This window comes from Micromonospora sp. SL4-19 (genome assembly GCF_047921475.1).
GTDB lineage: Bacteria > Actinomycetota > Actinomycetes > Mycobacteriales > Micromonosporaceae > Micromonospora.
On the sequence record NZ_JBLROB010000006.1, the window covers coordinates 183,197 to 207,606 of the forward strand.

The window sequence follows — 24,410 nt, forward strand, 5'->3', positions numbered from 1 at the left end:
CGAGGGCGGGGCGAGCCGGTCCGCCGCCTCAACCGCGCAGGTCTCCGGTGAGGTAGCGCTGGACGGTGGGGCCGACCGCGGCGACCAGGGCCTCCGGGTCGGCGGAGGCGACCGGTTCGAGGCGGAGCACGTACCGCATCATGGCCAGGCCGATCATCTGGGTGCCGACCAGCGCGCCGCGCAGCGGCCGCTCGGCGGGGTCGAGGTCGAGCCGGTCGAGGACCCGGCGCAGCACCTGGGTGACCAGGAACTCGCGCAGCAGCCGGCCCGTCCACTCGTTGCTCACCGCGGAGCGGAGCAGGGCCACCGCCGCCACCCCCGTCGGGGAGTCCCAGACCGCCAGGAACGTGCGGACCAGCCGCTCACCCGCCCCGTCCGGGCCGGCGGCGAGCACGGCCGGCAACAGCTCGGCCGGGTCGACCGGGATCGCCACGGTGGCCCGGAACAGCTCCTCCTTGGTGCCGAAGTAGTGGTGCACCAGCGCCGGGTCCACCGCTGCGGCGGTGGCGATCGCCCGAATCGACGTGGCGTCGAAACCGCGTTCGGCGAACGCCGCCCGGGCCGCCGCGAGGATGGCCTCCCGGGTGTCCGGGTTGCCGGGCCGCCGACCGGTGCGTCGCGCCATCATCCGCTGCGACGGCGCAGCGTGGCCGCGGCGAGCACCAGGGCCGCGACCGCCGCCCCGGCGACGATCGCCACGTCCCGCCACATCGTCGTGGTCGGCTCGGCGTGCGCGCCGACCTCCTGGAGCGCCTCGACGGCGTACGACAGGGGCAGCGCGTCGCTGACCGCCTGGAGCCAGCCGGCCATCTGGCCCCGGGGCACGAACAGCCCGCAGAGCAGCAGCTGCGGCGCCACCACCACCGGCATGAACTGCACGGCCTGGAACTCGGTGCGGGCGAACGCGGAGCAGAACAGGCCGAGCGCCACGGCGAGCACCGCGTTGATTCCGGCGATCATGACGACCAGCCAGGGACTGCCGGCGGTGTCCAGCCCGAACGCCTGGTACGCCACCAGCGACGCGATGGTCGACTGCACCACGCCGGCCAGCCCGAACGCGATGCCGTAGCCGAAGAGCAGGTCGAGCTTGCCCAGCGGGGTGGTGAGCAGCCGTTCCAGCGTGCCGGTGGTGCGCTCCCGGAGCATGGCGATGCTGGTCACCAGGAACATGATGATGAACGGGAAGAAGCCCAGCATGATCAGCGCCACCTGGTCGAAGGCGGTCGGCTGACCCGGCGGGGTGGGCTGGTCGACGAACATGTAGTAGACCAGCGTGAGCAGCACATTGGGCACCACGACGAGCAGCGCGACGGTCCGCTTGTCGTGCCCGAGCTGGCGCAGGATCCGTCCGGTGGTGGCGGCCAGGATGTGGGGGTTCACGACGCCTCCCGTCCGGTCGGGCCCTCGCCCGCCTCGGTCGCCCGGATCAGCCGGAGGAACGCCTCCTCCAGGTCGTCCACGCCGGTGGTGGCGCGGACCGCGTCCGGGGTGTCGTCGGCGATCAGCCGGCCGTCCCGGATGAGCAGCAGCCGGTCGCAACGGGCCGCCTCGTCCATCACGTGGCTGGACACCAGCAGCGTGGTCCCGGCCGCGGCCATGGCGTGGAACCGGGCCCACAGGTCGGCCCGGAGCACCGGGTCCTGACCGACGGTGGGCTCGTCGAGGATGACCAGGTCCGGGTCGCCGACCAGGGCGCAGGCCAGCGAGGCCCGGCTGCGCTGCCCGCCGGAGAGGGTGGCGACCAGCTGGTCGGCGGCCTCCGCCAGCCCGACGTCGGCCACCGCGCGGTCCGCCTCGGCCCGGCCGCGCCCCTGGAGCACGGCGAAGTAGCGCGCGTTCTCCCGGACGGTCAGGTCGGCGTAGACGCTGGGTGCCTGGGTCAGGTAGCCGACGCGGTTGCGGAGCTCCGCGATGCCGGCCGGCCGGCCGAGCACGGTCACCGTGCCCGAGTCGATCGTCTGCACCCCGACGATCGCGCGCATCAGGGTGGTCTTGCCGCTGCCGCTCGGTCCGAGCAACCCGGTGACCGTGCCGCGGGGCACGGCGCAGGAGATGCCCTGGAGCACCCGGCGCCGGCCGCGGTCGACCACCAGGTCACGGACCACGACCGCGTCGTCCATGTCCGCCTCCAAAACTCAACACGCGTTTAACTCAACGCTAGTTGAGTTATGTCCGGGTACGCAAGGTTGACTTCGAGTGCTCTCGAACTGGAAGCCTGGGCTCCGTGGACATCAGCACGCGGGAAATGAGCCTCACCGTCGGTGAGACGGCGGAACGGGTCGGTCTGACCACCTACACGCTGCGCTGGTACGAACAGGAGGGCCTGGTCGCCCCGGTCGGGCGGGACTCCGCGGGCCGGCGGCGCTACACCGAGTCCGATGTCAACTGGCTGTTCCTGCTCACCCGGCTGAGACGGACCGGGATGCCGGTGCGGGACATGCGCCGCTACGCCGAGCTGGCCCGGCAGGGCGACCGGACGCTGGGTGCCCGGCGGGCGCTCTTCGAGGCGCACCGCGCCCGGGTGCTGGCCCGGATGGGCGAACTGGAGGAGGACCTCAAGGTGCTCAACTACAAGATCGACGCGTATCGCCGCGCGGAGGAGGAGCGGGGATGATGCGGCGTCGAGCGGGCGCGCCCGCCGCCGGGGAAAGGTGTCCCGAGGCAACAATGCGACTCGTCGGGCACTAGCGCCCGCACCCGGACACCAGGCGCGGCAACGGTCATTGCGCCGAAGATCGGACGTCCGGCACCATGTCGCGGTGGGTCTACCGTTGCCCGGGTCCGGATTCCTCGACGACTGGGCCGCCCGCCTGCGGCAGGCCGCCGGCCGTCCCGTCGTCGGCATCATCCTGCGCGGCAGCCACGCCCGCGGGGCCGCCACCGAGCACAGCGACGTCGACGTGGACGTGCTGGTCGTCGCCGACGAGGAGCGCCCCGAAGACCCGGCCCTCGGGGCCCCGTACGCCGAGCGCCGGGCGTACCTGGCGGAGTTCGACGGGCGCCTCGTGCACGTCTCGGTGGCCGCCCGGGACGTGCGGTCCTGGGTCCGCCGGCTCGGTCGGCCTGCGGACTGGGCGTTCGGGCTGCCGGTCACCACGCCGGCCCGGCTGATCTGGGCCACGCCGCAGTGGCGGCGCCGGCTCGACCTGCCGGTGCTCTGCCAGCCCGCAGACGTGCCCCGGCTGGAGGAACTGATCGCCACCCTGGGCAAGGTCGCCGGCGCCCGGCAGGCCGACGACCCGGTGGCCGTCCGGCTCGCCGCCGCCGACCTCGCCCGGCTCTGCCCGTCCGTGCTGCGGCTGGTCAACCCGTCGGTCCGGGTGGCCTCCCGCCGGGACGCCCTCGCCGCCGCGCTGGACCTCCCGGTCGCCCCGCCCAGCTACCGCGACGACATGCTGCGCTGCCTCGGGCTGTGCCCCGGCGCCGCCGGCGAGGTCGGCGCCGCCGCCGGCCGGCTGGTCACCGGGATCGTCCCGCTGGTCCGCCCGTACGCCGAGGAGGTCGCCGCGGTGGCCGGCGTGGACCTGGCGGACGCCCTGGTCGACGGCCGGCTCGACCGCTACCTGGCGCAACTGACCGGTGCTCTCGACCGTCGCGGGTCCGCCTCCCGGGACACGTCGACGGTGCCGGCGCCGCGTGCGGGAGAATGGCTGACTGTGCCCGCCTCTGACGCGCCGGTGACCGGCGCCCCCGCCATCCCCGGCGGCGTCCCGGCCCCCGGCCCGGCCCGCCCGTCCCGGCTCGACCCGGCCATCGCGGCCCGGTTGCGCCGTTCCCCCGACGGCCTGGTGGCCGCCGTGGTGCGCCAGCACGACTCGGGCGAGGTGCTGATGGTCGCCTGGATGGACGACGAGGCGCTGCACCGCACCCTGACCACCGGCCGGGCCACCTACTGGTCGCGCAGCCGGCAGGAGTACTGGGTCAAGGGCGCCACCTCCGGCCACCACCAGTACGTCCGGTCCGTGGCGCTGGACTGCGACGGCGACGCCCTGCTGGTCAGCGTCGACCAGGTCGGCCCGGCCTGCCACACCGGGCACCGCACCTGCTTCTTCTCCGAACTGCCGATCAGTGTCCCGGAGGCGACGTCATGACGGACGGCACGGTCAGCCCGGACCAGGCCGCGTTCGCCGACCTGGCGGCCCGCTGGCGGGTCGTGCCGGTCACCCGGCGGCTGCTGGCCGACGCGGAGACCCCGGTCGGCGTCTACCGCAAGCTCGCCGGCGGCCCGGGCACGTTCCTGCTGGAGTCCGCGGAGCAGGGCGTTGGCTCGGCCGGGATGGCCTGGTCCCGCTACTCGTTCATCGGCGTGCGCAGCGCCGCAACCCTCACCGAGCGGGACGGCGCCGCGATCTGGGCCGGGGAACCGCCGGCCGGCGTACCGGCCGGCGGCGACCCGGTGGCGGTGCTCCGCGAGACCGTCGCCGCCCTGGCCGGCCCGGCCGGGGAGCCGGCCAGCGGGATGCCGCCGCTGACCGGCGGCATGGTCGGCTTCCTCGGCTACGACCTGGTCCGCCGCTTCGAGCGGCTGCCCGAGCTGACCGAGGACGACCTCGACGTGCCCGAGCTGGGCATGATGCTCGCCACCGACCTGGTGGTGCTCGACCACTACGACGGCTCGGCGATCCTGGTCGCCAACGCGGTCCTGCCACCGCTGGACGCGCCGGACCGGGGGGCGCTGGTCGCGGCGGCGTACCACCACGCGGTGGGGCGGCTGGACGCGATGACCGCGGCCCTGTCCCGACCGATTCCGCCCATGATCTCGACGGTCGCCCGGCCCCCGGCCGGCGACGTGGTCAGCCGTACGCCCGACGGCGGCTACCCGAAGGCGGTGGAGGCGGCCAAGGAGGCGATCCGGGCCGGCGAGTGTTTCCAGATCGTGCTCAGCCAGCGCTTCGAGCGGGACACCCACGCCGACCCGCTGGACGTCTACCGGGTGCTGCGCACCACCAACCCCAGCCCGTACATGTACCTGCTGCGCTTCGACGGCTTCGACATCGTCGGCTCCTCCCCGGAGGCGCACCTCAAGGTGAGTGCCGGCGCCGACGGGCGGCGACGGGCGCTGCTGCACCCGATCGCCGGCACCCGGCCACGCGGCGGCTCCCCGGAGGCGGACGCCCGACTCGCCGCCGAGCTGCTGGCCGACCCCAAGGAACGGTCCGAGCACGTCATGCTGGTCGACCTGGGCCGCAACGATCTGGGCCGGGTGTGCCGCCCGGGCACGGTCGAGGTGCCGGAGTTCGCCACCATCGAGCGGTACAGCCACGTCATGCACATCGTCTCCACCGTGGTGGGGGAGCTGCGCGAGGACCGCACCGCCTTCGACGCGCTCGCCGCCACCTTCCCCGCCGGCACGCTCTCCGGGGCGCCGAAGGTGCGGGCCATGGAGATCATCGAGGAGCTGGAGCCGGTTCGCCGGGGCCTCTACGGCGGCACCGTCGGCTACTTCGGCTTCGGCGGCGACCTGGACATGGCCATCGCCATCCGTACCGCGCTGATCCGCCAGGGCCGGGCCTACGTCCAGGCCGGGGCGGGGGTGGTGGCCGATTCCGATCCCGTCGCCGAGGACCAGGAGACCCGGAACAAGGCCGCCGCGGTGCTCGCCGCGATCGCCGCCGCCGAGACCCTGCGCCCAGCCCGATGAGCGGGACCACCACCGCCGCGGCCGGGGCGCCCGTCGCGCGGGGCCGGCGCGAGCTGACGTACGCGGTGCTGCTCTGCCTGGCCGGGGCGGGCCTCGCCTTCTGGGCGGTGACCCGGACCTGGTCGGTCGAGCTGACCGCCCGGGGGTCGCTGCCGGCGGTGCGGCACGCCCGCACCGGCGCGGACCTGCTGCCCTGGGTCTCGGCGCTGGCGCTGGTCGGGCTGGCCGGCGGCGGCGCGGTGCTGGCCACCCGGGGTCGGGTCCGGCGACTGCTGGGCGGTCTGCTGACCCTGGTCGGCCTGGGCGTGGCGGCCGGTGGTGGGTACGGCCTGACGGCGTCCTTCGGCGGCGGGGTGAGTCGACAGTGGCCGGCGCTGGTGCTGGCCGGCGGGCTGGTCGCGGCGGCCGGCGGAGTGTTCACCGCGCTGCGTGGCGACGGCTGGCCGGCGATGGGCGCCCGCTACGAGCGGTCGGACCGCACGGCGGGCCGGGCGGACGCCGGTCGGCCCGCGGTTGAACGCAGCACCCGGGACGCCTGGGAGGCGCTCGACCGGGGCGAGGACCCGACGGTCAGCTGACCGGCTGGGCGTCCCGCGCGCCGCGGGCGGCGGACAGTTCGGCCACCAGCCGATCCAGCTCGCGCCGTTGCGCGGCGCGGGCGCGGTCGGCGCAGACCGCCTCCCAGGCGTTGCCACGGGCGGTCCGCATCCGGCTGTCGCCGACCACGGCGCGTTCGACGGTGTGCACCACGCCGACGGCGAGCGACGCGACGGTCCGGGAGATGGTGGTGAACCCGATGGTCTGGTTCGGCCCGTTGGTGCTCATGGTCACCCCGCTCGAGATCGTTGGCGACGGATGCAGACGCCTCATCGAGTCTGCCCGAGCAAGATGCTGGCCGACTCACGTTTCGCCGCCATGACGCGCAGGTCAACTGTCCGCCAACCGGGCCGACCTGGGCAGGGTCGTTGGTCCTTGAGCTTGGTCACAGCATCGAGGACCGTCGTGGTCCGGGCGCGGGCCGGGCCCGGGCGACGCGGGCCGATGGGCGCGGTGGCGCTGGGTGACCTGGCGCTCACCGAAGCCGGCCATCATGCCACAGCCCATTTCGTGAGGAGCGCCATACCCCCACCACTTGTCGCCGGTTGGCGCCCCCTAGCATCGGCACATGGCACCCGGAGAGGGGAGTCCGTTGGTGACTGCTGAGCATGCACACGCGGAGGGGGACGAGGCCGGTTCGGTGCCGTCCGCAGGCGTACTCGACGAGATCCTGGCCGGCGTCCGTGAGGACGTGGCCCGGCGACAGGAGCGGGTTCCGCTGGAGCGGATCCGCGAGCTGGCCGCCGCCGCGCCGCCGCCGCTGGACGCGTACGCGGCCCTGCGCCGGCCCGGCGTGGCCGTGATCGCCGAGGTGAAGCGCTCCTCACCGTCGAAGGGGCAGCTGGCCGAGATCGCCGACCCGGCCGACCTGGCCGGCGACTACGCGGCCGGAGGCGCCCGGGCGATCAGCGTGCTCACCGAGGGCCGCTGGTTCGGCGGGTCGCTGGACGACCTGGCCGCCGTGCGGGCCGCGGTCAACATTCCGGTGCTGCGTAAGGACTTCGTGGTCTCCAGCTACCAGGTGCACGAGGCGCGGGCACACGGCGCCGACCTGGTGCTGCTGATCGTCGCGGCGCTGGAGCAGAACGTGCTGGTCGGGCTGCTGGAGCGGATCGAGTCGCTCGGCATGACCGCGCTGGTCGAGGTGCACACCGAGGAGGAGGCCGACCGGGCCCTGGAGGCCGGCGCGCAGGTGATCGGCGTCAACGCCCGTAACCTGCGCACCCTGGAGGTCGACCGCTCGGTGTTCGAGCGGATCGCGCCCGGTCTGCCCAGCAGCGTCGTCAAGATCGCCGAGTCGGGTGTGCGTGGCCCGCACGACCTCATCCGATACGCCTCGGCGGGTGCCGACGCGGTCCTGGTCGGCGAGGGTCTGGTCACCCAGAAGAGCCCCCGCGAGGCGGTCGCCGCGCTGGTCAACGCCGGCAACCACCCCGCCACACCCCGCCCGGTGCGCTGACGCGCGCCGGTCCCGCACGCAGCGAGAGGAGATCGCGATGAGCGCTGACGCCTCGGCTCCGGCCACCCGGGTCCCCGACGCCGCCGGTCACTTCGGCCGGTTCGGTGGACGCTTCGTCCCGGAGGCGCTGGTCGCGGCGCTCGACGAGCTGGAGGTGGCGTACCGGAAGGCGATGACCGACGAGGAGTTCCTCGCCGAGTTCGACGCCCTGCTGCGTGACTACGCCGGCACCCCCTCGCGGCTCTACGAGGCCCGGCGGTTCTCCGCGAGGGCCGGGGCGCGGATCCTGCTCAAGCGGGAGGACCTCAATCACACCGGGGCGCACAAGGTGCGCAACGTGCTCGGCCAGGCCCTGCTCACCAAACGGATGGGCAAGACCCGGGTGATCGCCGAGACCGGCGCCGGCCAGCACGGCGTGGCCACCGCCACCGCCGCCGCCCTGTTCGACCTCGAGTGCGTGGTCTACATGGGCGAGGTGGACACCCAGCGGCAGGCGCTGAACGTGGCGCGGATGCGGATGCTCGGCGCCACCGTCGTCCCGGTCACCACCGGCTCGCGGACCCTCAAGGACGCGATGAACGAGGCGATGCGGGACTGGGTCGCCAACGTCGACAGCACGCACTACCTGATCGGCACGGCCGCCGGCCCGCACCCGTTCCCCGAGATGGTCCGGGACTTCGTGCGCGGCATCGGGGAGGAGGCCCGCCAGCAGTGCCTCGACCTGACCGGCGGGCTGCCGGACGCGGTCGCGGCCTGCGTCGGCGGCGGCTCCAACGCGCTCGGCATCTTCCACGCCTTCGTGCCCGACCCCGGCGTCCGGCTCTACGGCTTCGAGGCCGGCGGCGAGGGCGTGGCGACCGGTCGGCACGCCGCCAGCATCACCGGCGGCTCCTCCGGCGTCCTGCACGGCACCCGTACGTACGTGCTCCAGGATGAGGACGGGCAGACGATCGAGTCGCACTCGATCTCGGCGGGGCTGGACTACCCGGGCGTCGGGCCGGAGCACGCCTGGCTGCACGACAGCGGCCGGGCGACGTACCTGCCGGTCGACGACGACGAGGCGATGGCCGCGTTCGAGCTGCTCTGCCGCACCGAGGGGATCATCCCGGCGATCGAGAGTTCCCACGCCCTCGCCGGCGCATGCAAGATCGCCCCGCAGCTCGCCGCCGAGCTGGGCCGGGAGCCGGTCATCGTGGTCAATCTCTCCGGCCGGGGCGACAAGGACGTCCACACCGCCGGCGAGTACTTCGGCATCCTCGACAAGGAGTAGCTGATGAGCCGCATCGGGGTGGCGTTCGACAAGGCCCGCGCCGACGGGCGGGCCGTGCTGGTCGGCTGCATGCCGGCCGGGTTCCCGACCGTCGAGGGCAGCATCGCCGCCATGCGGGCCATGATCGAGGCCGGCGTGGACGTCATCGAGGTGGAGATCCCGTACTCCGACCCGGTGATGGACGGTCCCGTCATCCAGCGGGCCAGCGACATCGCCCTGGCCGGCGGCGTGCGCACCCGGGACACGCTGCGCATCATCGAGGCAGTGGCGGCGACCGGCGCGCCGGTGGTCACCATGACCTACTGGAACCCGATCGAGCAGTACGGCGTCGACGCGTTCGCCCGCGACCTGGCCGCCGCCGGGGGCACCGGCCTGGTCACCCCGGACCTCATCCCCGAGGAGGCCGGCGAGTGGCTGGCCGCTTCCGACGCGCACGGCCTGGACCGGACGTTCCTGGTCTCCCCGTCCTCCACCGACGCGCGGCTGAAGATGACGGCCGAGCACTGCCGGGGCTTCGTCTACGCCACCGCGATCATGGGTGTCACCGGTGCCCGGGCACAGACCTCCGAGGCGGCGCCGATCCTGGTCTCCCGGCTGCGTGAGGTCACCGACCTGCCGGTCGGCGTCGGGCTGGGCGTGGGCACCGGCGCGCAGGCCGGCACCGTCGCCGGGTACGCCGACGCCGTCATCGTCGGCAGCGCGCTGATCCGCCGGCTGCTCGACGCCCCCGGCCAGGCCGAGGGCTTGGCCGCCCTGCGCGCGCTGAGCTCCGAACTCGCCGAAGGCGTCCGCAACCCGGCCCGCTGACCCGACCCTCGCGCCGGCCGGCGGGGCGGCCACGCCCGCACGGTGATCGGTGTCCATCGCTCCGGTCGGCGATCGGTGGCGGGTGGCGCGTGCCGCCCGACCGCGACCCACCTGCCCCCGCGACCGCCTCAGGGCGGCGGGCTCACCGCCGGCTGGTCCCCAGGGTGCCGGGGGAACGCGGCCCGGGCGGCGGGCCCGCGGTGCCGGCGCCCCCGCCGGCGTGCGGGGCGGTGCCGGCGACGGGGAGCGACTCCGGTAGGGCCTCCCGCAGCACGCCGGACCGGCCCGCCAGGGCGTCGGCCACGGCGGCGCGGGTGGTCGGGGTGAGCTCCTCCGGGAGCAGGTTCGGCGCGTGCCAGCCCAGGTGGCAGCCGCCCACCGGAGTGGCGGCCGGCCCCTCGCCGCGGATCCGGGCGCGGAACACGTGCACCAGAACGTCGGGCAGCGCGCCGCAGCGGCCCGCCGGGGGTGGGGCGGCGCCCTGGTCGTGGAGCCGGTATAGGCCCACCAGGTCGACCAGCTCGACCTGCCAGCCGGTCTCGGCCCGGATCTCGCGTACCGCGGCCAGAAGCGGGCTCTCGTCGCGGCGCAGCCGCCCGCCGGGCAACGCCCAACGGCGGCCGCCGCCGGACCGCCGGCACAGCAGCACCCGGTCGGCCTGGTCGGTGACGACCGCGGCGACCGCCCAGGTGAGCGCGCTCATGGACAAACAGCCTACGGCCGCGCAAACCAGAAGTCAGCCGACCTGCGAAGCTGGCCGGACCGGGGGTGCCACCAACACGGTCCGCACGGGTAGCGTGTTCACCCGTGACCCTCGCCCTGATGACCCCACTGGCGGCCCTGCCCAGCCCCAGCACCGCCGTCTGGCAGCTCGGACCGATTCCGATCCGGGCGTACGCTCTCTGCATCATTGTCGGCATCGTGCTGGCCGGCGTGGTGACCGAGCACCGGCTGCGCCGGCGCGGCGTCGCCCCCGGCGCGGTGCTCGACATCGCCGTCTGGGCGGTGCCGGCCGGCATCGTCGGCGCCCGGATCTACCACGTGATCACCTCGCCGGAGAAATACTTCGGTGCCGGCGGCGAGCCGCTCAAGGCGTTCGCGATCTGGGAGGGCGGGCTCGGCATCTGGGGCGCGGTCGCCGGCGGCGCGGTCGGCGCCTGGTTCGCCGCCCGCCAGCTCGGCATCCCGCTCGGCGTGGTGGCCGACGCGCTGGCGCCGGGCCTGCCGCTGGCCCAGGCGGTCGGCCGGCTCGGCAACTGGTTCAACAACGAGCTCTACGGCGGCCGCACCAGCCTGCCCTGGGGCCTCCAGGTGCACGTGATGGACCCGGACAATCCGGGGCACGCGCTGCGCGACGAGGCCGGCCACCCGGTCCTCCAGCCGGGGCTCTACCACCCGACCTTCCTCTACGAGGCGATCTGGACCATCGGCGTCGCCGCGCTCGTCTTCGCCCTCGACCGCAAGCTGCGGTTCGGTCGGGGCCGGGCGTTCGCGCTGTATGTGATGGGCTACACCGCGGGCCGGTTCTGGATCGAGATGATGCGCACGGACGAGGCCAACCACATCCTCGGCCTGCGGCTCAACGTGTGGACCGCGGTGCTGGTCTTCCTCGGCGCGCTGGTCTACTTCCTGCGGGTCCGGGGGCCCCGCGAGTACCTGGTCCCGGTCGGCACCCTGGCCGCCCCGGTCCCACCCGCGGGCGGCGACGTGTCGCAGGTCGACCTCTCCGCCGGCGACGCCGGGCCGCGGCAGGCCGCGCCGGAGGGCTACCGCGTGGTGAGCGAGGAGCAGTTCCGCGCGTACCAGGAGACCGGCGCGGTCCCCGACGAGGAGCCGGCGGCGGCCGACGCCGAGGCGGCTCCGGCGGCGGACGCGGACGCCCCGACCGCCGTGGACGCCGAGGCCCGCTCCGACGCCGGCGCCGGCGGGGGAACCCCGGCTGCGGCCAACGACCGGGACAGCTGAGCGGGGCAGCCATGCGTACCGCGGTGGTGGTCGGCGCCGGCCTCGGCGGCCTGGCGGTGGCCGGCGCGCTGGCCCGCTCCGGGTGGCGGGTCACCCTCCTCGAACGGGCCGACCGGGTCCGCCCGGAGCCGACCGCCGTCGTGCTCTGGCCCAACGGGGTACGCGCGCTGCGTGCCCTCGGCCTCGGTGCCGGGCTGGACGCGATCGCCACCCCGCTGCCCGACGGCGGGGTGCGCCGCCCCGACGGGCACTGGCTGGTGCAGCCCCGCCCCACCCCCGCGGAGCGGATGCCGGTGGTGGTGCACCGGGAGGACCTGCACGACGCGCTCATCGCCGGCCTGGGTGACCAGGTGGAGCTGCGTACCGGGGTGACCGTGCGGACCGTGCGGGCGGTGCCCGGAGAACGCCCCTCGGTCGGCGACGGCCGGCACACCGTGACGGCGGACCTGGTGGTCGCCGCCGACGGCACCGACAGCGAGATCCGCCGGCAGCTCGCTCCGGAGGCGGCGGTGGTCAGCTCCGGCTGCGCCGCGTGGCGGGCTGTCATCCCCTGGTACCGGGTCCCGCAGCTCGCCGCCGACCAGCTGGTGTTCGGGGAGACGCTGGGTGCCGGCTACCGCTTCGTGGCCGCCTCGCTCGGCGAACGGGGCACCGCCGGCGCCTCCCGCCGGGGCGGCGTCTACTGGGTGGCCACCGCCGCCGGAGCGCCTCGCCCGGAGCCGCCGGAGACCCAGCTCGCCCTGCTCAAGCGCTGGTACGCGGGCTGGCCCGCGCCGATCGCCGAGCTGCTCGACGCCACCGACCCGCTCGACCTGGTGCAGCAGGAGATCCGCGAGCTGCGCCCGCTGCCCCGGGCGTACGGCTTCCCGGCCGGGCCGGGCGGGGTGGTGCTGCTCGGTGACGCCGCGCACGCCATGCCCCCGCACCTCGGCCAGGGCGCCTGCCTCGCGTTCGAGGACGCGGCCACGCTGTCCGCGTTGCTGCGCGAGTCGCGGCTCCCCGACGCGGTGGCCGCGTACGACCGGCTGCGCCGGCCCCGGGCGGCGACGATGGTGCGGCAGACCCGCCGGATGTCGGCGGTCCTGCAGACCCGGGGCCGGCTGGCGCTGCGCGCCCGCGACGCCGCCCTCGGCACGATCAGTCCCCGGCTGCGCAACACGGCGGCGGCGGCCGCCGCCGCCTGGCACCCGCCGGCCTGATCCGGCAGCCCGGCCGGATCAGCCGATGAGGGCGGCCGGCTCGGCGATGCAGGCGGTGCCGACCCGGCGGAAGCCGACCCGCAGGTAGACCCGGGCGATCTCCTCGCTGCCGGCGGAGAGGAAGACCAGGTCGGTGCCGGCGGCGCGCAGTTCGCGCGCGAGGACGGCGGTGACCGCCGCGCCGAGGCCGCGTCGACGGGCCGCCGGGAGGGTGGCCACCCCGGCGATCTCCGCCACGTCCCCGACCCGCATCGCCATCCCGCTGGCGAGCGGGCCCTGGTCGGGGGTCTCGGCGAGCGCGGAGATCCGCCGCCCGTCGGCGATCCGGACGGCCTCCTCCTCCAGCGCGGCCACGTCCAGCCGGGAGACCGCGGCGTCGCGCTCGGCCGGCCCGGCCTCGCCGCGCGCGGTGCCACCGTTCGAGAAGCCGACCGACGCGACGGCCCGGCGGGCCGCCACGTCCGCCGCGAAGCCGGGCTCGGCCGGGTCGAGGACCCGCACCGGTACGTCGCTGAGCGCCGCCGGGTCGGGCAGGCGCGCCGGGTCAAGCACCATCAGCGGCGCCTCCAGCACGGACAGCCCCGCCGAACGGGCCACCGCCAGCAGGTCCGGGGTGACCTCGTGCACCCACTCGAACGCCTCCGGCAGGCCCAGCTCCCGTTGGCGGGCCCGGACCGCGTTCACGTCGGCCAGCGCGGGCGGGGCGGTGGCGTCGAGGCGGGGGCGGGCGTAGAACGGCCAGCCGGCGCCGTCCCGGACGAAGAGCACCAGAGCGCCGTACTCCTCCGCACGGGCCCCGTCCCGGGGCACGGCGTCGTAGAAACGCTCCAACCGATCGAGTTCGTCAGCGCGTACGACATCCACCGCGCGAGACTACCTGTCCCAGACTGTGGAAGGTGTGATCAATCTGCACTGGCCCCGCGCCGGTCGCCCTAACGTAGACTCAACAAAACCGCCAAGGGCCGACGTCGTCCCGAGCATGAACTACCTGAGTGACGACAGGAGGCCCGGGTGGCCTTTCCGTACCCTCTCAGCCCGCAGCCGACGGGGCTCTACGACCCCGCGCACGAGCATGACGCGTGCGGTGTCGCCTTCGTGGCCGACCTGCACGGGCGCCGCTCGCACGAGGTCGTCGCGAACGGCCTCGCGGCGCTGCGCCGGTTGGACCACCGTGGTGCCCGGGGCGCGGAGCACAACACCGGTGACGGCGCCGGGATCATGATCCAGGTGCCGGACGCGTTCCTGCGCGCGGTCGCCGACTTCCCGCTGCCGCCCGCCGGCCAGTACGCCACCGGCCTGGTCTTCCTCCCGGACGACGACGCGGCCGAGGCCCGGGCCCGCCAGGTGGTGGAGAAGTACGCCCTGGTCGAGGGGGCCGACATCCTCGGCTGGCGGGACGTCCCGACCGATCCGAGCGGTCTCGGCGAGACCGCCCTGGCGGCGATGCCCCGGATCCGGCAGGTCTTCCTCGCCGCGCGCCGGCTCACCGATTCGGTCGCCGGCCCGGCCGGCTCCCCGTTGACCGGGCTGGACCTGGACCGGGTGGCGTTCTGTGTCCGCAAGCAGGCCGAGCGGGAGACCGCCGAGCGGGGCGCGTCCGCCTACTTCCCGTCGCTGTCCGGACGGACCATGGTCTGGAAGGGCATGCTCACGCCGGACCAGCTTCCCGCGTTCTTTCCGGAGCTGACCGACGAGCGGGTGGTCAGCGGGATCGCCCTGGTGCACTCCCGGTTCTCCACCAACACCTTCCCGTCGTGGCCGCTGGCCCACCCCTACCGGTTCATCGCCCACAACGGCGAGATCAACACGATCCGCGGCAACCGGAACTGGATGCAGGCCCGCGAGGCGCTTCTGCGTACCCCGAACATCCCGGGCAACCTCCGTCGGGTCTTCCCGGTCTGCACCCCGGCCGCGTCGGACTCGGCCAACTTCGACGAGGTCCTCGAGCTGCTGCACCTGGCCGGGCGGAGCCTGCCGCACGCGGTGCTGATGATGATCCCGGAGGCGTGGGAGAACGACCCGCAGATGGGCGCCGACAAGCGCGCCTTCTACCGCTTCCACGCCAGCCTGATGGAGCCGTGGGACGGCCCCGCCTCGGTCGCCTTCACGGACGGCGAGATCGTCGGCGCGGTGCTCGACCGCAACGGGCTGCGCCCCGGCCGTTGGTGGCGCACCGCCGACGGGCTGGTGGTGCTGGGCAGCGAGGCGGGCGTGCTCGACCTCGACCCGGCCACCGTGGTGGCCAAGGGCCGCCTCCAGCCGGGGAAGATGTTCCTGGTCGACACGGTCAACGGCCGGATCGTCCAGGACGACGAGATCAAGAGCGAGCTGGCCGCCGCCCGGCCGTACGACGAGTGGCTGCACGCCGGCCTCATCGAGCTGGACGAGCTGCCGCCGCGCGAGCACATCGTCTACACCCACGACTCGGTACGCCGCCGGCAGCAGACCTTCGGCTACACCGAGGAGGAGCTGAAGATTCTGCTCGCCCCGATGGCCCGCAGCGGCGCGGAGCCGATCGGCTCGATGGGCACGGACACCCCGATCGCTGCGTTGTCCACCCGGCCGCGGCTGCTCTACGACTACTTCCACCAGCTCTTCGCCCAGGTCACCAACCCGCCGCTGGACGCCATCCGGGAGGAGCTGGTGACCAGCCTGGCGTCCACCATCGGGCCGGAGGCCAACCTTCTCGACCCGGGCCCGGCGAGCTGCCGGCAGATCGTGCTGCCCTACCCGGTGATCGACAACGACGAGCTGGCCAAGATCCTCTCCATTGACGAGGACGGCGACCTGCCCGGCTTCAAGGCGGTCCGGGTCTCCGGCCTCTACCGGGTACGGGACGGCGGCGCCGGCATCAAGGCCCGGCTCACCGAGATCTGCCGGCACGTCTCCGAGGCGATCGAGGACGGGGTCCGGATCCTGGTGCTCTCCGACCGGGACTCCAACGCCGACCTGGCCCCGATCCCGTCGCTGCTGCTCACCGCGGCCGTGCACCAGCACCTGGTCCGCGAGCAGACCCGCACCCAGGTGGCGCTGATCGTCGAGTCCGGCGACTGCCGCGAGGTGCACCACGCGGCCGTGCTGATCGGGTACGGCGCGGCGGCGGTCAACCCGTACCTGGCCTTCGAGTCGGTGGAGGACATGATCTCCACGGGCGCCCTGGCCGGCGTGGATCGGGTCAAAGCGGTGCGCAACTACGTCAAGGCGCTCGGCAAGGGCGTCCTGAAGATCATGTCGAAGATGGGCATCTCGACGGTCTCGTCGTACTGCGGCGCCCAGGTCTTCGAGGCGGTCGGCCTGGACACCCGCCTGGTCGAGCGTTACTTCCGGGGCACCCCGAGCACGATCGGCGGCATCGGGCTGCACGAGATCCACGCCGAGGTGGCCGCCCGGCACGGACTGGCCTGGCCGGCCCCCGGCGCGCAGCCCTCCGACCGGCTGGAGGTCGGTGGCGAGTACCAGTGGCGCCGCGAGGGCGAGCTGCACCTGTTCAACCCGGAGACGGTGTTCCTGCTCCAGCACGCCACCCGCAGCCGCCAGTACGACGTCTTCCGCACGTACACCGCCAAGGTCGACGAGCTGGCCGCCCGGGCCGGCTCGCTGCGCGGCCTGTTCACCCTGCGCACCGGCGTACGTCCACCGGTGCCGCTGGACGAGGTGGAGCCGGCCGGCGAGATCGTGAAACGGTTCGCCACGGGCGCCATGTCGTACGGGTCGATCTCGGCGGAGGCGCACGAGACCCTGGCCATCGCGATGAACCGCCTCGGCGGCAAGTCCAACACCGGCGAGGGCGGCGAGGACGTCGAGCGGCTGCGGGACCCGCAGCGGCGCTCGGCCGTCAAGCAGGTCGCCAGCGGCCGCTTCGGCGTGACCAGCGAATACCTGGTCAACGCCGACGACCTCCAGATCAAGATGGCCCAGGGCGCCAAGCCCGGCGAGGGCGGCCAGCTCCCCGGCAACAAGGTGTGGCCGTGGATCGCACGTACCCGGCACGCCACCCCGGGCGTCGGCCTGATCTCCCCGCCGCCGCACCACGACATCTACTCCATCGAGGACCTGGCCCAGCTCGTCCACGACCTCAAGTGCGTCAACCCGGCCGCCCGGGTGCACGTCAAGCTGGTCAGCGAGGTGGGCGTCGGCACGGTCGCGGCCGGCGTCGCCAAGCTCAAGGCCGACGTCATCCTGATCTCCGGCCACGACGGCGGCACCGGCGCGTCGCCGCTCAACTCGCTCAAGCACGCCGGCACGCCCTGGGAGCTGGGCCTGGCCGAGGCGCAGCAGACACTGCTGCTCAACAAGCTCCGCGACCGGGTCACCGTGCAGGTCGACGGCCAGCTCAAGACGGGCCGGGACGTGCTGATCGCGGCGCTGCTCGGCGCGGAGGAGTTCGGCTTCGCCACCGCCCCGCTGATCGTCGAGGGCTGCGTGATGATGCGGGTCTGCCACCTGGACACCTGCCCGGTCGGCATCGCCACCCAGAACCCGGTGCTGCGTGAGCGCTTCACCGGCAAGCCCGAGTTCGTGGAGAACTTCTTCCTCTTCCTCGCCGAGGAGGTCCGCGGCTACCTCGCCGAGCTGGGCTTCCACAGCATCGACGAGGCGATCGGGCACTCCGAGCTGCTCGACGTCACCCCGGCCATCGACCACTGGAAGGGGCACGGGCTCGACCTCAGCCGGGTCCTGCACCTGCCGCAGCTGCCCGAGGGCGCGGCGCGGCGCGGGACCCGGGCCCAGGACCACGGCCTGGACCTGGCCCTGGACAACCAGCTGATCGCGCTGGCCGAGCCGGCGCTGCGGGACGGCACGCCGGTCCGGGTCGAGGTGGCCGTCCGCAACGAGCACCGCAGCGTCGGCGCGATGCTCGGCGGCGAGGTGACCCGCCGCTTCGGCGGCGCCGGGCTGCCCGCCGACACCGTCGAGTTCCTGCTGCACGGCACCGCCGGCCAGTCGTTCGGCGCGTTCCTGCCGCGCGGGGTCACCCTGCGCCTGCGGGGCGACGCCAACGACTACGTCGGCAAGGGCCTCTCCGGCGGGCGGATCATCGTCCGCCCGGATTTCGCCGCGCCGTTCGTGGCCGCCGAGGCCGGGCCGGGGGAGCGGGCCGAGGACCAGATCATCGCCGGCAACACCATCCTGTACGGGGCCACCGGCGGCGAGTTGCTGCTGCGTGGCCGGGTCGGCGAGCGGTTCGCGGTGCGCAACTCCGGCGCGGTGGCCGTTGTCGAGGGCGTCGGCGACCACGGCTGCGAGTACATGACCGGCGGCACCGTGGTGGTGCTCGGGCCGACCGGGCGCAACTTCGCCGCCGGCATGTCCGGCGGCACCGCGTTCGTGTACCGGCTCGACCGGCGGCTGGTCAACACCGAGCTGGTCGACCTGTCGCCGCTGGGCGAGGAGGAGCGGGACCGGCTGCACGAGCTGGTGCAGCGGCACTTCGCCGAGACCGACTCGGCGGTCGCGGAGGAGCTGCTCAAGCGCTGGCCGGAGGCGGTGGAGGAGTTCACCGCCGTGGTGCCCCGGGATTACCGCCGGGTGTTGGAGATCATGCGGGCCGCCGAAGCCGCCGGCCGTGACGTCGACGACGCGGTCATGAAGGAACTGACGGCGCCGGCTCAGCCGGCCCCACCGGCGATGCCGGTGCCGCCCGCCCCGCGGGCAACCGCCCAGGAGGTGGCTCGTGCCTGACCCGAACGGTTTCCTGCGTTACGACCGGCGGCTGCCCGCGCGGCGTCCGGTGCCGGTGCGGATCATGGACTGGCGGGAGGTGTACCCGCCGGCCGGCCCTGAGCTGATCCGCGAACAGGCGACCCGCTGCATGGACTGCGGCATTCCGTTCTGCCACGACGGCTGCCCGCTCGGTAACCGCATCCCGGACTGGAACGACCTGGTCCGCACCGGCGACTGGGACGCCGCGGTGGGCTCGCTGCACGCCACCAACAACTTCCCCGAGTTCACCGGCCGGCTCTGCCCGGCGCCCTGCGAGGCGGCCTGCGTGCTCGGTCTCGGCGGGCAGCAGCCGGTCACCATCAAGCAGGTGGAGGTGGAGATCGCGGACGCGGCCGTGGCCCGCGGCGGGCTGCGGCCCCGCCCGGCGCCGGCCCCGACCGGGAAGTCCGTCGCCGTGGTCGGCTCGGGCCCCACCGGGCTCGCCGCCGCGCAGCAGCTCGCCCGCGCCGGGCACGCCGTCACCGTGTACGAGCGGGACGACGCGCTCGGCGGCCTGCTCCGCTACGGCATCCCCGACTTCAAGCTGGAGAAGCACCACATCGACCGGCGGCTGGCCCAACTCACCGCCGAGGGCGTGGTCTTCCGCACCGGGGTGAACGTGGGCGTCGACGTGACCGCCGAGCAGCTACGCGCCGAGCACGACGCGGTCCTGCTCGCCTGCGGCGCGTTGCAGGGCCGGGACACTCCGGAGACGCCCGGCCGGGAGCTGCGCGGCGTACACCAGGCGATGGCGCACCTGGTGGCCGCCAACCGGGTCGTCGCCGCGGCCGGCGAGGAGCGTCCCGCCCCGGCCACCCTCCCGGACGGCACCCCGATCGACGCGGCCGGCAAGCACGTGGTGATCATCGGCGGTGGCGACACCGCCGCGGACTGCCTCGGCGTGGCGCACCGGCAGGGCGCGGCCGGCGTACACCAGCTGGACCTCTATCCGCAGCCCCCGGTCGACCGGGACGCCGCCCGGGATCCGTGGCCCACCTGGCCGTGGCTCCTGCGCAACTACCCGGCGCACGAGGAGGGCGGCGAGCGGGTCTTCGCCGTCGCCGTGCAGGAGTTCGTCGACGACGGCACCGGCCAGGTGCGGGCGGTCCGGATCGTCGAGGTGACCGTGGAGAAGCGGGACGGCCGGCGGATCGTCACCGTGCTGCCGGGCTCGGAGCGGGAACTGCCGGCCGACCTGGTGCTGCTGGCCATCGGCTTCGAGGGCACCGAGGAGCAGCCGCTGCTGGCCCAGCTCGGGGTGACCCGCAACGCCCGGGGTGCGGTCGACGCCCGCCCCGACTGGCAGACCGACGTCGACGGGGTGTTCGTCGCCGGCGACATGCACCGGGGCGCGTCGCTGATCGTCTGGGCGATCGCCGAGGGGCGGGCCGTCGCCGCGGCCATCCACTCCCATCTCGGTGGGGTGGGGGCGCTGCCGGCTCCGGTGGACCCGGCCCGGCAGCCGCTGGCCGCGCGCTGAACCGACGCCGCAGAGGCTGGTCCGCGGCCTGGTCGGCTCCGGATCGCCGACCTCGGGGGGTCCTGACCTGTCGGGCACCCCGAGGTCGGCGTTCGCGGGCCCGTCGCCGGGGGCGCGGGCCAGGGTGAGCCTGCTCACGAACACCGGTGAGCTGGGCTGATTGCCGTCAGACTTGGCGGCTGGCCGGACCTGTGAGGTCCGGCTTTCGTCGTGTCACCGTCTGGACGGGGAAATCCTCATGGCCCTCGGCGCCATGTTCGCCGCGCTGCGCCACCGCAACTACCGGATCTGGGCCGCCGCCGGTTTCGTGTCGGTCATCGGAACCTGGATGCAGGTTCTCGGCGTGAACTGGTACGTGCTGGCGCGAACCGGGTCCGCGACCTCCATGGGGCTCGCCGTCCTGCTCCAGGCGCTGCCGACCCTGGTGCTCAGCGTCTGGGGTGGCGCGCTCGCCGACCGGCTGCCCGCCCGGCCGCTGCTGATCGTCGCCCAGGCCGCCCACGCGGCCCTCGCCGCCGGGCTGGCCGTGGTGGCGGTGACCGGTGCCGGCGGACTGCCGGCGATCTATGCGATCTCGCTGGTCACCGGTGCGGTGTCGGCGATCGAGGGGCCGGTGATGGGCCGCTGGTGCTCGACCCTGGTGGACCGGGAAAGCCTCGGCAACGCCCTCGCGCTCGGCTCGCTCACCAACTCCGCCGGCCGCATTCTCGGCATGAGCGTCGGCGCCGTCGTGGTCGCCGCCGTCGGCCCGGGGCTGCTCTTCGCCATCAACTCCGCCAGCTTCGTCGCGGTCGTCGCGGCCCTGTTCGCCGTACGCGAGGTGGAGCGGCACACCGGCGAGCCGGCGGCGGCCGACGCCGGGCCGGCGGACCGCAGCATCCGCGCCGGCTTCCGCTACCTGCTGCGCCAGCCGGTGGTGCTGGTGGCCCTGGCGCTGTCCTTCGTGCTCGGCAGCCTGGGCCGCAACTACCAGGTCACCATGGCGGCGATGAGCGACGGGCCGCTGGGCGGTGGCGCGTCCGGCTACGGCTTCCTCTCCACCGTCTTCGCCGTCGGCACCGTGCTCGGCGCGCTGGTCGCCGCCCGCCGCCGGGAACTCGGCTACGGGGTGCTGGTCGCGGCGGGCCTGCTGGCCAGCGGGCTGCAGATCGTCGCCGGCCTGGCCCCGGGGACGCTGAGCTTCGCCGCGGTGATCCTGCCCGTCGCGGCGGCGGCGGTGATCATCGACACCACGGTCGGCGCCCGCGCCCAGCTCGACACCGAGTACGCCATGCGCGGGCGGGTGCTGGCCGCCCTGGCCGTCACCGGCGCGGTCTCCGCGGCCGTCGGGGCGCCCCTGCTCGGCTGGCTCGCCGAGCACGTCGGGCCCCGGCAGACCCTGGTGCTGGCCGGCACGGTCACCGCCGTCGCCACGGTGGTGGCCGGCATCGCCCTCGACCGGCTCCGCGAGCGCCGGCTGCGCCGCCGGCTCACCCTGGTGCTGGCCGCGCCCGTGGTCCACCCGGTACGCCGGGCCGCGGCCACCGCCGCGCGTGTCGTCCGCCCGGCGAGCGCGGCGGTCGGCGCCGCCCGACCGGCGCCGGCACCCCGGACGGCGGGGCTGCCCGGCACCGCCCCGACGGCGCTGTCGCACCCGTCCCCGGTGGTGCCGCGTCCCGGCACCGGTCGGCTCCGGGCCAGCCGCACGGCCCAGGACTGTGCCGCCTGCGCCCCGCACCGGTCCGGGCGCCGTGCCCGGTCGAGCGGCGCCACCCGGTCGCCCGCCGCGCACCGCGTCGGCTGCCCCGCCGCCTGACGGCCACCGCGCGGCTCAGCGTCCCGCCGTCGCGAGTTCGCCGGTCAGCTCCGGCTCGGCGCGTCGCGGCGACGGCTCCCCGCGCTGTCCACGCACCGCCGGGCGGCGGCCGGAGGGAACGATCAGTGCGGCCATCACGGCGGCCAGCGCGATCCCGGTGAGGACCAGGAAGCCCATGGTGAAGCCGGCCTCGCGCGGCAGCCCGCTCGCCTGCGGGTGAGCGGTGATCACGCTGCTCACCACCGCGGCGCCGATCGCGCCGCCGATGGTGCGGACGTTGGCGTTCATGCCGGTCGCCACGCCGGTCTGCCCCGGCGGTACGTTGGCCACGATCAGGTTGGCCATCGAGGCGAACGCCAGCCCGATGCCCAGGCCCACCAGCCCGCCGGCCACGCCGATCTCCCAGCGGGTGTCGTGCGCGACGGTCAGCATCGCCGAGGCGAGCACGTTGCACGCCGCGCCGGTCGCCAGCTGCGCCTTGGCGCCGAACCGGGCCTGCAGCCGGCCGGCGGCGAGGCCGGCGACGAACATGGCGACCAGCATCGGCAGCATCAGCAGCCCGGCCTGGGTGACGCTGGCGCCGAAGCCGTATCCGGCGCTGGCCGGGATCTGCACGAACTGCGGCAGGAAGGCGTAGACGGCGAACATCGAGCCGCCGTAGAGCAGGGCGACCAGGTTGGTCGTCCAGACCCCGGGCAGGCGCATCATCCGCAGGTCGATCAGCGGGTTCGCCGAGCGGGCTTCGGCCACCAGCCAGCCGACCAGGAGCAGGCCGGCGAGCACCAGCAGGCCGGTCACCCGGCCGGAGGTCCAACCCCAGGCGGCCCCCTTGCTGACCGGCAGCAGCAGCGCCACCAGCCAGCCGGACAGCAGCAGGGTGGCTGCCCAGTTGATCCGGCCGGGCGTACGGATCGGCGACTCCGGCACGAACCGGTGCGCCGCGAGCGCGGTGAGCCCGACGACGACCAACGGGATCCAGAACAGCCAGCGGTATCCCAGGGCGGCGACGATCGGGCCGGCCAGGACGACGCCGAGGCCCCCACCGGCGGCGACGACCGCCGAGATCGCCGCGACGGCCGAACTCACCCGGGCGGCGGGGAACTCGTCGCGGATGATGCCGAACGAGAGCGGGAACACCGCGCCACCGACGCCCTGGACGATCCGGGCGGCGATGAGCACGCCGATGCTCGGGGCGATGGCCGCCAGCAGGCAGCCCAGCGCGAGCGCGGCGAGGGAGACGACCAGCATCCGTCCCTTGCCGACCATGTCGCCGACCCGGCCGAGGATCGGGGTGAAGATCGACGCGGAGAGCAGGTAGGCGGTCAGCACCCAGGTCACGGTGTTCTGGGAGGTGTGCAGGTCGTGCTGGATGGTGGGCAGCACCGGGGTGATCAGCGACTGGAGCATCGAGAAGAAGCCGGTGCCGGCCGCGAGGACGAGGAAGGTCAACCGACGCGAGTCGCGTCGGGTGGTTTCGATCACGGAGGGAACTCCCGTTCGCGTACGAAAGAAGCGTCTGCAGAGGCGACGGTCGGTCGCCCGGGGGGGGTGTGGTCGACGTGATCCGGGGGCGCTCGCGCCGGATCGGGCGAGGGCTCGCGCCGGTGTGGCCGGACCGATCGGGCGGTGGTGGCGGACGGAGCTGCGGGTGGTCAGCCGAATGCGGGCATGGCGGGACCTCCTGGGTCCGGTGTCTGGTTCGTCGATCGCGCCAGGCGGGATCGGCCCGAAAGTCCGGCGTAAGCTATCCGGAGGCATGGCTCCGGTCAGTTCCGGAGGGGTGCCTCCATTAAGTTAGCGGAGGGGTGCCTCCGGTTGCAAGGCAGGAGAGGTGACGCCCGTCATGGCCAGCGCCGACCAGCTGGGAGAGGTCCTTGCGCGGCGCCCGAAGCGGGCGGATGCCCGACGCAACTACGACGCGTTGATCGCCGCCGCGCGGGAGGCGTTCGGGGAGTGCGGCGCGGGCGCATCGCTGGAGGAGATCGCCCGGCGGGCCGGGGTCGGCATCGGGACGCTGTACCGGAACTTCCCCAGTCGGCGTGACCTGTTCGAGGCGGTCTACGTCGAGGAGGTGCGCGCGCTCAGCGGGTCCGCCGCCGACCTGGCGGACCTCTCCCCGTGGGAGGCCCTGGTCGCGTGGCTGAACCGGTTCGTCGCCTACGTCGGCACCAAGCGGGCCCTCGCCGAGGAGCTGGTGCACGACTCCGAGGTGTTCCGCAGCTGTCGCACCGAGATCTACGCCGCGGGCGAGCCGTTGCTGCGCCGCGCCCAGGAGGCCGGGGTGGCCCGCCCGGACGCCAGCTTCGACGACGTGGTGCGGCTGATCAGCGGGATCACGGCGTACCAGTTCCCCGATCCGGCCCAGCGCGACCGGGTGCTGGCCATCGCCCTGGACGGCCTGCGCCACCCGGTCGCGCGCCCCTGACGCCCGCGAGGCCACGGCCGGAGCCGGTCAGGTCAACACGACGGCCGGCGGCCCCTCAGGAACCACCGG

The 24,410-nt window shown here is 74.5% G+C and carries 20 protein-coding genes and 1 pseudogene; 14 read left to right on the top strand and 7 right to left on the bottom strand.

Annotated elements, in window-relative coordinates:
- Window positions 1–28: 28 nt before the first annotated feature.
- From ACNAVT_RS11695 to ACNAVT_RS11705, 3 genes are read right to left on the bottom strand one after another with little or no spacing between them, the layout of a single operon-like run.
- Window positions 29–625, bottom strand: coding sequence for a TetR family transcriptional regulator (locus ACNAVT_RS11695; RefSeq protein WP_416295471.1), 597 nt, complete (start codon window positions 623–625; stop codon window positions 29–31).
- Window positions 625–1,380, bottom strand: a complete 756-nt coding sequence (locus ACNAVT_RS11700; RefSeq protein WP_416295473.1) for an ABC transporter permease — start codon at window positions 1,378–1,380, stop codon at window positions 625–627. Before ACNAVT_RS11700 ends, ACNAVT_RS11695 begins: the two co-directional genes overlap by 1 nt.
- Window positions 1,377–2,120, bottom strand: a complete 744-nt coding sequence (locus ACNAVT_RS11705) for an ABC transporter ATP-binding protein (RefSeq protein WP_416295475.1) — start codon at window positions 2,118–2,120, stop codon at window positions 1,377–1,379. Before ACNAVT_RS11705 ends, ACNAVT_RS11700 begins: the two co-directional genes overlap by 4 nt.
- A 104-nt stretch (window positions 2,121–2,224) precedes the next feature.
- Here ACNAVT_RS11705 and ACNAVT_RS11710 point away from each other — a divergent pair, with 104 nt between their 5' ends.
- The 5 genes and pseudogenes from ACNAVT_RS11710 (at window position 2,225) to ACNAVT_RS11730 (ending at window position 6,219) form a co-directional block, all read left to right on the top strand.
- Window positions 2,225–2,614, top strand: coding sequence for a MerR family transcriptional regulator (locus ACNAVT_RS11710; RefSeq protein WP_416295477.1), 390 nt, complete (start codon window positions 2,225–2,227; stop codon window positions 2,612–2,614).
- A gap of 145 nt (window positions 2,615–2,759) precedes the next feature.
- Window positions 2,760–3,476, top strand: a pseudogene (locus ACNAVT_RS11715) (nucleotidyltransferase domain-containing protein); the annotation flags it as partial.
- Between the two features lie 180 nt (window positions 3,477–3,656).
- A complete protein-coding gene (gene hisI, locus ACNAVT_RS11720; protein WP_416295641.1) occupies window positions 3,657–4,091 on the top strand; it encodes a phosphoribosyl-AMP cyclohydrolase in 435 nt (144 codons plus the stop codon).
- Complete coding sequence (locus tag ACNAVT_RS11725; protein WP_416295479.1) at window positions 4,088–5,641, top strand: anthranilate synthase component I; 1,554 nt, start codon at window positions 4,088–4,090, stop codon at window positions 5,639–5,641. The genes hisI and ACNAVT_RS11725 overlap by 4 nt, the downstream gene beginning before the upstream one ends.
- Window positions 5,638–6,219 (top strand): Trp biosynthesis-associated membrane protein, encoded by a 582-nt coding sequence (locus ACNAVT_RS11730; RefSeq protein ID WP_416295480.1) that lies wholly within the window; start codon window positions 5,638–5,640, stop codon window positions 6,217–6,219. The genes ACNAVT_RS11725 and ACNAVT_RS11730 overlap by 4 nt, the downstream gene beginning before the upstream one ends.
- Here the strand turns inward: ACNAVT_RS11730 and ACNAVT_RS11735 are convergent.
- Window positions 6,212–6,466 (bottom strand): hypothetical protein, encoded by a 255-nt coding sequence (locus ACNAVT_RS11735; protein WP_416295481.1) that lies wholly within the window; start codon window positions 6,464–6,466, stop codon window positions 6,212–6,214. The genes ACNAVT_RS11730 and ACNAVT_RS11735 overlap by 8 nt on opposite strands.
- Window positions 6,467–6,833: 367 nt before the next feature.
- Between ACNAVT_RS11735 and trpC the strand changes: the two genes are divergently transcribed.
- Genes trpC through trpA form a run of 3 tightly spaced genes read left to right on the top strand, consistent with a single transcriptional unit; the run spans window position 6,834 to window position 9,774 of the window.
- The gene (gene trpC / locus ACNAVT_RS11740) at window positions 6,834–7,697 is read left to right on the top strand and encodes an indole-3-glycerol phosphate synthase TrpC (protein WP_416295482.1); all 864 of its coding nucleotides are present in this window, start codon (window positions 6,834–6,836) and stop codon (window positions 7,695–7,697) included.
- Between the two features lie 37 nt (window positions 7,698–7,734).
- On the top strand, window positions 7,735–8,967 hold the full coding sequence (gene trpB, locus ACNAVT_RS11745; protein WP_416295483.1) for a tryptophan synthase subunit beta: 1,233 nt from the start codon (window positions 7,735–7,737) through the stop codon (window positions 8,965–8,967).
- A gap of 3 nt (window positions 8,968–8,970) precedes the next feature.
- Window positions 8,971–9,774, top strand: coding sequence for a tryptophan synthase subunit alpha (trpA, locus tag ACNAVT_RS11750; protein WP_416295485.1), 804 nt, complete (start codon window positions 8,971–8,973; stop codon window positions 9,772–9,774).
- Window positions 9,775–9,916: 142 nt separating this feature from the next.
- Here trpA and ACNAVT_RS11755 read toward each other — a convergent pair whose 3' ends face one another.
- Window positions 9,917–10,477 (bottom strand): NUDIX hydrolase, encoded by a 561-nt coding sequence (locus ACNAVT_RS11755; RefSeq protein WP_416295486.1) that lies wholly within the window; start codon window positions 10,475–10,477, stop codon window positions 9,917–9,919.
- A 104-nt stretch (window positions 10,478–10,581) separates the two neighbouring features.
- Here ACNAVT_RS11755 and lgt point away from each other — a divergent pair, with 104 nt between their 5' ends.
- Together lgt and ACNAVT_RS11765 are read left to right on the top strand one after the other, a co-directional pair.
- Window positions 10,582–11,739: a prolipoprotein diacylglyceryl transferase gene (gene lgt, locus ACNAVT_RS11760; protein WP_416295488.1), complete on the top strand. Its 1,158-nt coding sequence runs from the start codon at window positions 10,582–10,584 to the stop codon at window positions 11,737–11,739.
- A gap of 11 nt (window positions 11,740–11,750) precedes the next feature.
- Window positions 11,751–12,938 carry an FAD-dependent oxidoreductase gene (locus ACNAVT_RS11765; RefSeq protein WP_416295490.1) on the top strand — a complete coding sequence of 396 codons (1,188 nt, stop codon included), beginning with the start codon at window positions 11,751–11,753 and terminating at the stop codon, window positions 12,936–12,938.
- Between the two features lie 18 nt (window positions 12,939–12,956).
- Here ACNAVT_RS11765 and ACNAVT_RS11770 read toward each other — a convergent pair whose 3' ends face one another.
- Entirely contained in the window at window positions 12,957–13,802 is an 846-nt protein-coding gene (locus tag ACNAVT_RS11770) for a GNAT family N-acetyltransferase (RefSeq protein WP_416295492.1), read from the bottom strand.
- A gap of 147 nt (window positions 13,803–13,949) precedes the next feature.
- Here ACNAVT_RS11770 and gltB point away from each other — a divergent pair, with 147 nt between their 5' ends.
- The 3 genes from gltB (at window position 13,950) to ACNAVT_RS11785 (ending at window position 21,916) form a co-directional block, all read left to right on the top strand.
- Window positions 13,950–18,620, top strand: coding sequence for a glutamate synthase large subunit (gltB, locus tag ACNAVT_RS11775; RefSeq protein ID WP_416295494.1), 4,671 nt, complete (start codon window positions 13,950–13,952; stop codon window positions 18,618–18,620).
- Window positions 18,613–20,121: a glutamate synthase subunit beta gene (locus ACNAVT_RS11780; protein ID WP_416295495.1), complete on the top strand. Its 1,509-nt coding sequence runs from the start codon at window positions 18,613–18,615 to the stop codon at window positions 20,119–20,121. The genes gltB and ACNAVT_RS11780 overlap by 8 nt, the downstream gene beginning before the upstream one ends.
- A 238-nt stretch (window positions 20,122–20,359) precedes the next feature.
- Complete coding sequence (locus ACNAVT_RS11785) at window positions 20,360–21,916, top strand: MFS transporter (protein ID WP_416295497.1); 1,557 nt, start codon at window positions 20,360–20,362, stop codon at window positions 21,914–21,916.
- Between the two features lie 15 nt (window positions 21,917–21,931).
- On the opposite strand, the gene ACNAVT_RS11790 is transcribed toward ACNAVT_RS11785, so the two are convergent.
- Window positions 21,932–23,398, bottom strand: coding sequence for an MFS transporter (locus tag ACNAVT_RS11790; protein WP_416295499.1), 1,467 nt, complete (start codon window positions 23,396–23,398; stop codon window positions 21,932–21,934).
- Window positions 23,399–23,759: 361 nt separating this feature from the next.
- Here ACNAVT_RS11790 and ACNAVT_RS11795 point away from each other — a divergent pair, with 361 nt between their 5' ends.
- Complete coding sequence (locus ACNAVT_RS11795) at window positions 23,760–24,341, top strand: TetR/AcrR family transcriptional regulator (RefSeq protein WP_416295501.1); 582 nt, start codon at window positions 23,760–23,762, stop codon at window positions 24,339–24,341.
- Window positions 24,342–24,410 lie beyond the last annotated feature (69 nt).

Bases quoted from the DNA above. Each gene is read 5' to 3' on its own strand.
- ACNAVT_RS11695 (WP_416295471.1), bottom strand. From the start codon at position 625: ATGGCGCGACGCACCGGTCGGCGGCCCGGCAACCCGGACACCCGGGAG.
- ACNAVT_RS11705 (WP_416295475.1), bottom strand. From the start codon at position 2,120: ATGGACGACGCGGTCGTGGTCCGTGACCTGGTGGTCGACCGCGGCCGG.
- ACNAVT_RS11725 (WP_416295479.1), top strand. From the start codon at position 4,088: ATGACGGACGGCACGGTCAGCCCGGACCAGGCCGCGTTCGCCGACCTG.
- ACNAVT_RS11730 (WP_416295480.1), top strand. From the start codon at position 5,638: ATGAGCGGGACCACCACCGCCGCGGCCGGGGCGCCCGTCGCGCGGGGC.
- ACNAVT_RS11735 (WP_416295481.1), bottom strand. From the start codon at position 6,466: ATGAGCACCAACGGGCCGAACCAGACCATCGGGTTCACCACCATCTCC.
- trpB (WP_416295483.1), top strand. From the start codon at position 7,735: ATGAGCGCTGACGCCTCGGCTCCGGCCACCCGGGTCCCCGACGCCGCC.
- trpA (WP_416295485.1), top strand. From the start codon at position 8,971: ATGAGCCGCATCGGGGTGGCGTTCGACAAGGCCCGCGCCGACGGGCGG.
- ACNAVT_RS11755 (WP_416295486.1), bottom strand. From the start codon at position 10,477: ATGAGCGCGCTCACCTGGGCGGTCGCCGCGGTCGTCACCGACCAGGCC.
- ACNAVT_RS11765 (WP_416295490.1), top strand. From the start codon at position 11,751: ATGCGTACCGCGGTGGTGGTCGGCGCCGGCCTCGGCGGCCTGGCGGTG.
- ACNAVT_RS11785 (WP_416295497.1), top strand. From the start codon at position 20,360: ATGGCCCTCGGCGCCATGTTCGCCGCGCTGCGCCACCGCAACTACCGG.
- ACNAVT_RS11795 (WP_416295501.1), top strand. From the start codon at position 23,760: ATGGCCAGCGCCGACCAGCTGGGAGAGGTCCTTGCGCGGCGCCCGAAG.